The following is a 5,230-nucleotide window of genomic DNA, read 5'->3' as shown; positions in this document are numbered from 1 at the left end:
TCAACAGGATGGCGGCAGACGCGTTCCCCGGTTCGTCGCTTGTCACGGCCGTTGGGCAAGGGCAGCGTCGATCATCAGTCGCCAGGCATCCTCTGTGTAGAAGCCTTGCGACGGTAGCGGGGGCTCGATCATGAGCATTTCAGGGCTCGGCTCGCGGATCGCTTGCAAAACGGCGCGGGCGCTCGGCAAAAAGCTTTCCCACATCGGGCGCCCCTCGACCTTGGTTTTTTCCGGCAGTCCTTGCAGCGAGCAAAGCGCGCGGGCAGCGCGTTCGAGCGTGGTCGTTATAATGCCTCCGACCCTCAATGCCTAGCAGTGCGTAGCAGTGATTAGCAATGCCTACCCGGCTCCTTTCCGGACATTCGCCTGAAGGCCAGTCCAAGGCATCTGGAATGAGGAAGCGGATGAGGTGGATGACGATGACGGTGGTTCAGTTTCCGGCCATGGCGAGCAGAAAACAGCGCCGAGTAATGCCGGACGCGATTTCCGGGGCGAGAAGCGCAGCAAAGCGACCTATGCATCAACCACTGATCCCGATGCCCGCCTATTTAAGAAAGTGCGGGGCTAGGCAGCCAAGTTGTGCCATATGGCCCATGTCCTCATGGAAAATCGCAATGGCCTCGTAGTCGATGCGATCCTCACACACGCGACCGGCATCGCCGAAACGCAAGGCCGCACTTACTATGCTTGGCCGGACGGGAGGGCGCCATCGGATCACGCTGGGAGCGGACAAGAACTACGACACCGCCGCGTTCGTCGGGGCATTGCGCGATGGACGTCACCCCGCATGTGGCTCAGAACAACACCAATCGCCGTTCTGCCATATTACGGGCGTAAGATACGCCATCCCGGCTACGGGCTCTCCCAGAAAATCCGCAAGCGGATCGAGGAAGTGTTCGGATGGGCAAAAACCTGCGGCACCATGCGAAAGACCCGACACCGTGGTTAAGATCGCGTCGGATGGTCCTTCACGCTCATCGCTGCCGCCTCCAATCTAATCAGATTGCCGAAACTGCTGCCAGCAGCCTATGGCCGAACTCGTGGAACAGGGTGCGCGCCTCGTCGATGGACAGGCGCGTGGCGCCGGTATCCGGCGGCGGCGCACCTGCAAAATTGGCGACGAGGTAGACGACCGGAAGTACCGCGCCGTCCATCGCTTTTTGGACGCGCAGGCTGCCCACCCAGGCCCCTCCGTGCTTCTTCGGCCGGGCGAGATAGTCCGTGAACAGCAGCCCGAGAGGGCCAGCCGCCTCGTCGCGCACTTCCCACGCCCAGACGTCGAGATGATAGCCGGCAATATCCGCGCGGTGCGTGAAGGTCAGTCCGTAAAGCCTGCCGGCCGTATCGAAGGCGGTCTGCTGGACGGCGTCCAGCCGCAAGTAATGTACCACCGCCGCCCCGTCCAGCGCATAGCGCGATCGGCGTACTTGCTCGGCATAGAAGCGCCAGTCCCAAGGAGCCAGGGTGAAATCGCCGGGTTCGGCGTCGATCAGCGCCTGCAGTTCGGCCGCCTCCTCGGCAGCGCGGCGCTTGCCGGGCTCCCATAGCTGCTGCAGTAAATCTAAGGCGGCGGCAGGCGCGTGGGCCATGCTGTCCTCCAACGCGTAATGCGCATGGTCAGCGTACCCGAGCAAGACCGCCCGCTCCCGCCTGAGCGCCAGGATTTCGGCGATCATGGGCCAGTTGTCGTGCGCCCCGCCGTCGCAACGCTCGGTGAAGGCGCGCCAGAGTTTCTCCCGCAGGTCGCGGCGCCGCGAGAAACTCAGCAAGCTTTCGTAGTCAATCCGATCGAAGGTGACGTGGAAACGGCCCGAGGCCCCTGCGGCGGCGGCGCGCGCGGCAGCGGCGTCGCACTGCGAGGAAGGCAGCCCGGCTAAGTCGCCCGCGCCCAGGTCCAGCACCCAGCCGGCCGTGGTCGCCAGGACGTTGTGGCCGAACTGGACGAAGAGCGCCGAAAGCCGCGAGTCGATCTCGGCAAAGCGTTCCTTCTGCTCAGGGCTCAAAGCCGCGCCGCTTCGACGAGCGCCGGCGTAGCTGGCCTCGACCAGACGCACCCCCGCCGGCGCCAGCCCGGCGTCATGGCGCGAGGCATGGACGGCGGCGATGCGCGCCGTGAGCGCGGCGTCATGGTTGATCGCGATCGAATGCGCGCTGAGCAGAAACATTGCCCTCGATCGCGCGGATGGCGGCAGTCCCCTGCGCCGAGGATAGCGTCCAGAACAGGCGCCGGACCCGGCCGAGCACTTCGCCCGTCCGTTCCAGGGCGGCTATGGCGTTTTCGAACGTCGCCGCTTCCGTCTGTCCGGCGATACCCGCCACTTCCGCGCGGTGACACGCGGTGGCGGCCTCGAACGCGGGCTGAAAGTCCTCGTCCCGCACCTGCGCGAAGGGCCGGGCGCCGAGCGGACCGTCCCAGGGACGCAGAAGCGGGTCAATCAGCGGATCATTCAAGGGGCTGGACTTCGTCGGTATAGACGTCGAACCGCACCAGGTTTGCCGGGCCGAACGCGGTCGTTAAGGCGACATCGGTAGCATCGCGCCCTCGCGCCATCAGGATACGGCCGATGCGCGGTTTGTTGTGGCGGGCATCGTGAGTGTACCAGCTGCCATCGATATAAACGTCGAACCATGCGCTGAAGTCCATTGGCGCATCTACCGACGGCACCCCGATATCGCCCAGGTAACCGGTGCAGTAGCGCGCTGGCAGGTTCATGCAGCGGCACAGCGTGATGGCGAGGTGCGCGAAATCGCGGCAGACGCCCTGCCGCTCCTGATAGCCGTTCCAGGCCGTCTTGTCGGGACGGGCGTAGTGGTAACCGAACTCGATATGGCGGTGAACGAAGTCTACGATCGCGTCCACCCGGTCGCGGGCATTGGTGTAATGGCCGAAGTTGCTCCATGCCACGTCCATGAGGCGATCGGTTTCGCAATAGCGGCTGCCCAGTAGGAACGGCATCACGAAATCGGGCAGGTCCTCGACCGCCATCTGCGGACCGTTGGCCGGGCGCATGTCCGGCTCGCCATTGTCCTCGATGACGAACTCGCAAGACAGAGTCACGCCGCCGGACGGTATGCTGAAGCGCGTGGCGACGTTCCCGAAGCCGTCCTCGAACTGATAGAGCGGGATATCGGGCTCGGCCAGCAGGCGCTGGGGCGTGCGCAGGTCCTGGTGCCGCGAGGGGTGGAGGCTGAGCATCGCCATCATCGCGGTCTTCGTTTCGGTTTCAAATCGGATATCATAGCCGCAGCTGATCAGCATGGTTGTCACTTTCCTGAAGTGCCGGAACGGCGGCTGTTTACGGCGCCATGGCCGGTTGAGGGGAACTGGTCGGGGTCGGCTCGGTGGACGTCTACGGTTACGTCCATGCCAAGGAAGCTGGCGGGCAGGCCAAACCAGGTGCCCGATAGCGGCAGTGCTTGGTAAGGATCGCGCGCCTCTGCGACGCGGATGAGGCCGCGATTGCCGATGATGCCGTTAGTGGGATCGAACTCGACCCAGCCGGAGCCGGGGAGGAAGATGCGGACCCAAGCATGAGTGTTGCCGCCGCCGACCACGCCCTCGGAGCGGGACGGATTGTAGACATAGCCCGAGACGAACCGCGCCGCGAAGCCGAGCGCGCGAACCGCTTCGATCATCAGTACCGCGAAGTCGCGGCAGGTCCCTTGACGCTTCTTCAATGTCTCGAGCGGCGACTGTGTGCCTTTCTCATGACGGGGAACATAGGTGAAGTCGCGCTTGATGCTGGTCGCCATCTCGGTCAACAGGGTAATAGTCCCGGTGCTTGCGTTGTCGTTGAGGAACGCTCGCGCCCAGTTGTCGACGATCCGCCCTGGGTCCAGGTGCTGCCGCTCGATCGAACGCAGGAGGTCCGGCATATCCTCCGCAGAATAGGTGAACGGGATCAGGCGTGCGTAATCCTCGACGTCTACCTGCGTCTGGGCGAGGGGGGCATGCTCCAGTGTCGTCTCGCTGGTGATCGTCAGTCGCGCCGTGCGGCGCTCGAAAGAAGCGACGGCGACCGAATTCCCGAAGACGTCGTGCAGCCATCGCACTTCGCTAGGCTCGGGGTCGATGACGAGGCGCGCAGAAAGCAAGCGCTGGTCAAACGCCTCGCGCGGCCGCATCATGATGCGATGTTCACCAAGCGAAACCGGTTGTTGGTAGCGATACAGCGTTGTATGATGGATCGTCAGCAGTGGCATGACAGGACTTCCTGGTGACCGGGCGCACGGCAGAAAGCGTGCTGGGTCCGGAAGATCCGGCGCCATTTGCTTTGTTCAACGCCGCAGGAACCTCGCCGTTCCTGCTAATTGGCGACCACGCGGGATCTGCGGTTCCTCGTCACTTGAAACTCCTTGGGCTGCAGCCCGATGACCTGGGACGCCACATAGCGATCGATATCGGCGTGCTTGGCCTCGGCCAGGCTCTGGCCCTTCTGCTGGATGCGCCTTTCGTGCATCAGCCTTACTCGCGCCTCGTCATCGACTGCAATCGCTTGCCCGCACGGCCTGATGCCATCCCGGGGGTTTCGGATGGCACCCCCATTCCCGGAAACCGGCATCTGAGTGGCCGGGCTCGCGATGCCCGGGCCGACGCGGTCCACCGGCCGTATCATGCCGCGATCGCGGCGCTCCTTGATACCCGGCTTGCTACCGCCCAGGAAACGATCCTACTGTCGTTGCACAGCTTCACGCCCGAAATGGACGGGGTGGCCCGGCCCTGGGACGTCGGGGTCTTGCACGGTTCGGGACGTACAGGGTTCGCCCACGCGCTGCGCGATGCACTCGCCGTTCACGCGGACCTGATCGTGGGCGATAACGAGCCTTACGCCATGGACGAGACCGACTACACGATCCCGTTCCACGCATTTGCGCGGAATCTCCGCTACGCCGAGATCGAGGTGCGACAAGACCTTGTCGGCAACCCGTCCGGACAAGAAGCATGGGCGACGCGTCTGGCTGTTGCGGCACGACGAGCCGCTGAAATGTCGTCGATGCGTGACGGCTCAGGGCAAAAGCCTCTCGTTCCTTGGCATGGACGCAGCCGGGGGGGCATGGCTTGACGGGAAACTCCTGAACGAGGCGGCCCTCATCGCATCAATCCTGCACTCCTCAGCGCATCTTCGATAACCTTGCGCACGCCAGCGGTGCGATGCGCATGCTGGTCATGGATAAAGGGACGGCGCGCGAAGATCGGCGGCATTGCATTGCCGACCATGTCATTAGCCGG

Annotated in this window: 6 protein-coding genes and 1 pseudogene; 2 read left to right on the top strand and 5 right to left on the bottom strand. The window is 63.9% G+C overall.

Annotated elements, in window-relative coordinates; genetic code table 11:
• Nucleotides 1-42 precede the first annotated feature (42 nt).
• Nucleotides 43-306 carry a hypothetical protein gene (locus VMR39_RS28600; protein ID WP_325421623.1) on the bottom strand — a complete coding sequence of 88 codons (264 nt, stop codon included), beginning with the start codon at nucleotides 304-306 and terminating at the stop codon, nucleotides 43-45.
• A 163-nt stretch (nucleotides 307-469) separates the two neighbouring features.
• Here VMR39_RS28600 and VMR39_RS28595 point away from each other — a divergent pair.
• Nucleotides 470-1,024 (top strand): annotated as a pseudogene (locus VMR39_RS28595) (transposase); the annotation flags it as partial.
• Here VMR39_RS28595 and VMR39_RS28590 read toward each other — a convergent pair.
• From VMR39_RS28590 to VMR39_RS28575, 4 genes are read right to left on the bottom strand one after another with little or no spacing between them, the layout of a single operon-like run.
• Nucleotides 999-2,165: a M3 family metallopeptidase gene (locus VMR39_RS28590; protein ID WP_325421621.1), complete on the bottom strand. Its 1,167-nt coding sequence runs from the start codon at nucleotides 2,163-2,165 to the stop codon at nucleotides 999-1,001. The pseudogene VMR39_RS28595 and the gene VMR39_RS28590 sit on opposite strands and share 26 nt — an antisense overlap.
• Nucleotides 2,125-2,451 carry a hypothetical protein gene (locus VMR39_RS28585; protein WP_325421619.1) on the bottom strand — a complete coding sequence of 109 codons (327 nt, stop codon included), beginning with the start codon at nucleotides 2,449-2,451 and terminating at the stop codon, nucleotides 2,125-2,127. The genes VMR39_RS28590 and VMR39_RS28585 overlap by 41 nt, the downstream gene beginning before the upstream one ends.
• Nucleotides 2,444-3,259, bottom strand: coding sequence for a transglutaminase family protein (locus VMR39_RS28580; RefSeq protein ID WP_325421617.1), 816 nt, complete (start codon nucleotides 3,257-3,259; stop codon nucleotides 2,444-2,446). The genes VMR39_RS28585 and VMR39_RS28580 overlap by 8 nt, the downstream gene beginning before the upstream one ends.
• A 5-nt stretch (nucleotides 3,260-3,264) precedes the next feature.
• On the bottom strand, nucleotides 3,265-4,203 hold the full coding sequence (locus VMR39_RS28575) for a transglutaminase family protein (protein ID WP_325421615.1): 939 nt from the start codon (nucleotides 4,201-4,203) through the stop codon (nucleotides 3,265-3,267).
• A gap of 14 nt (nucleotides 4,204-4,217) precedes the next feature.
• Here VMR39_RS28575 and VMR39_RS28570 point away from each other — a divergent pair, with 14 nt between their 5' ends.
• Nucleotides 4,218-5,063, top strand: coding sequence for an N-formylglutamate amidohydrolase (locus VMR39_RS28570; protein WP_325421613.1), 846 nt, complete (start codon nucleotides 4,218-4,220; stop codon nucleotides 5,061-5,063).
• Nucleotides 5,064-5,230 lie beyond the last annotated feature (167 nt).

Origin of the sequence: Sphingobium sp., from assembly GCF_035511395.1 — a bacterium.
Classification (GTDB): Bacteria; Pseudomonadota; Alphaproteobacteria; order Sphingomonadales; family Sphingomonadaceae; genus Sphingobium.
The sequence above is the reverse complement of the archived record's forward strand: the minus strand, read 5'-3'. Positions and strand labels throughout refer to the sequence as shown.

What these genes read in the sequence shown, in the direction of transcription:
- VMR39_RS28590 (WP_325421621.1), bottom strand. Translation starts at nt 2,165, where the DNA reads ATGTTTCTGCTCAGCGCGCATTCGATCGCGATCAACCATGACGCCGCG.
- VMR39_RS28580 (WP_325421617.1), bottom strand. Translation starts at nt 3,259, where the DNA reads ATGCTGATCAGCTGCGGCTATGATATCCGATTTGAAACCGAAACGAAG.
- VMR39_RS28575 (WP_325421615.1), bottom strand. Translation starts at nt 4,203, where the DNA reads ATGCCACTGCTGACGATCCATCATACAACGCTGTATCGCTACCAACAA.